Genomic DNA, 2,495 nt, shown 5'->3' on the forward strand with positions numbered 1-2,495 from the left:
AATAACACCACTAATCGGAACACCCCTCTCATCCAACAAAGAACCATTAATACTAACACTACCATTCACCTTAGTATCCACAATATGATTAATAACCAAAGTACTATTCAAAGCCAAACCATTAAAATAAGTTACATTAACAGCACCAGTATAATTAACATTACCAACAAACTCAGCAACAACATCAATAACACCAATTGAACCCACATGATAAATAATACTCCAATTACCACCCACATTAGTAGTAACATTATAAGCAACACCATTAACAGTCAAATTAACAATAACACCACTAATCGGAACACCCCTCTCATCCAACAAAGAACCATTAATACTAACACTACCATTCACCTTAGTATCCACAATATGATTAATAACCAAAGTACTATTCAAAGCCAAACCATTAAAATAAGTTACATTAACAGCACCAGTATAATTAACATTACCAACAAACTCAGCAACAACATCAATAACACCAATTGAACCCACATGATAAATAATACTCCAATTACCACCAGCATTAGTAGTAACATTATAAGTAACATTATTAACAGTCAAATTAATCGGAACACCACTAATCGGAACACCTCTCTCATCCAACAAAGAACCATTAATACTAACACTACCATTCACCTTAGTATCCACAATATGATTAATAACCAAAGTACTATTCAAAGGGTCTGCGTGAATTGTTGTGCTTGTGTTGGTGTTACTTCCATTAAGGATTATTTCATTTACTGTTATATTTGCAATATTTTCTATTGTTCCGATGTTAGCTATTATCACTTCAATTTCTAGTGTAGCTGTTTGATTAACATTTAATGTTCCAATATTCCATAAACCTGTAGTATTATTGTAAGTTCCAGTTGAAGAGTTGTATGTGATGTAAGTTAAGTTAGAATCTAAGATATCATATACTTTTACATTGCTTGCATTGTCTAAACCATTATTTTTAACAGTTATGACATATTTAACATGGTCGCCAATGTGAGAGGTGTTAAGACCAGTTACATTAGACACTTTGGTGATGTTTAGATTAACTGTTGGTGTGACAGTGATTGTTACTGTGGAGTTTATATTTGGATTAATAAGTGTTTCAATAGCTGTTACATTATTTGCAGTGTTGTTTATTGTTCCTGATTTAATAGCTTGAGCCGTCATGTTGAGTGTTATAGTTACTCCTGATCCAATATCTCCAACAGTCCAAATACCTGTTGTACTGTTGTATGATCCTCCACTCGCATTCAGGAGTTTGAAATTATCAAGAAGTGAGTCAGTGAAAGTAACATTAGATGCGAAATCATTTCCATTGTTAGTTATAGTTATTGTGAAGTTAATAGTGCCATTATTCAAAATATTAGTTACATTTGCAACCTTAGCAATAGTGAGATTAACCTTAGCTTCAGCTTCAAGAATGAGAATAATGTTCTCACCATCTACTAAAGCATTAATTGAAGATTGAAGATTATTATTATTTAACATTACAACTTGTGAGAACGTAAATGTTCTTATATCACTAGTACTATTATTAATAACACTCGTACTGTTTCTAGCTATTACATTTACTTCAAAATATGGAAGTAAACTTGGATCATTAGTTGTAGGAGCATTAAGTGATAAATTATAAGTTAAAGTAGCATTTTGATTTTTACTGTAATTTCTTGTGTTATTTGTATTGGTGTAAAATGTATTATTAAGTGAAAGCTCTAAAACATAGTAATAACTTAATACAAGAGTACCACCAGTTACAATAACCAAAGTTCCATTAGGATTACTGTTATTTCCCCACCAATTAAAATTAGCATTAAGAGTACCATTAGTTACATAAAGCTGACCCTTACCAGAATTGTTATAAAAACGATTATAATTAACAGTAGATGACTTAGTAGTATAAATAGCACTACCATTAGTAGCAGAATTATTAACAAAATTATCACCACTAACTACAAAATTATCACCATAATTATAAATAGCACCACCAACACTAGCATTATTACCAATGAAAATAGAATTACTCACACTCAAATCACCACCATTATAAATAGCACCACCAGATCTACCATCATTACCAGTGAAAATAGAATTATTCACACTAAGATTATTACCACCCCCATTATAAATAGCACCACCACAACGACCACCATCATTATTTGTAAATGTAGAATTGTTCACACTAAGATTACCACCATCATTATAAATAGCACCACCACCTTCACCAGTAGAAGAAGATACAACATTACTTGAAAATATGCAATTTTTAAATATAACTGTGTTACTACCCTTGATGTAAAATGCAGCACCATATAAAGGATCTATACCGTTTCTAAATGTTATATTTTCAAAACTTATGTTATTTTTTGATGTATAATTGGCTGTGCAATAATTATTTTTTGATTCTTTTTAGTTATGCTTAGTTTTAAATATTATGGGGTGTAATATATTATTAGTGTTTTTTAGTTTTTGTTGAGTTGGTGTTTATGGTTTTGCATGAAGAT

Annotated in this window: 1 protein-coding gene; it reads right to left on the bottom strand. The window is 30.8% G+C overall.

Annotation, left to right across the window (positions count from 1 at the left end; all coding sequences use genetic code 11):
* The coding region (locus MBFIL_RS03830; RefSeq protein ID WP_157078642.1) for a DUF11 domain-containing protein at nt 1-2,172 on the bottom strand (2,172 nt) is incomplete at its 3' end.
* Nucleotides 2,173-2,495 lie beyond the last annotated feature (323 nt).

This window comes from Methanobrevibacter filiformis (genome assembly GCF_001639265.1).
GTDB classification, from domain to species: domain Archaea; phylum Methanobacteriota; class Methanobacteria; order Methanobacteriales; family Methanobacteriaceae; genus Methanacia; species Methanacia filiformis.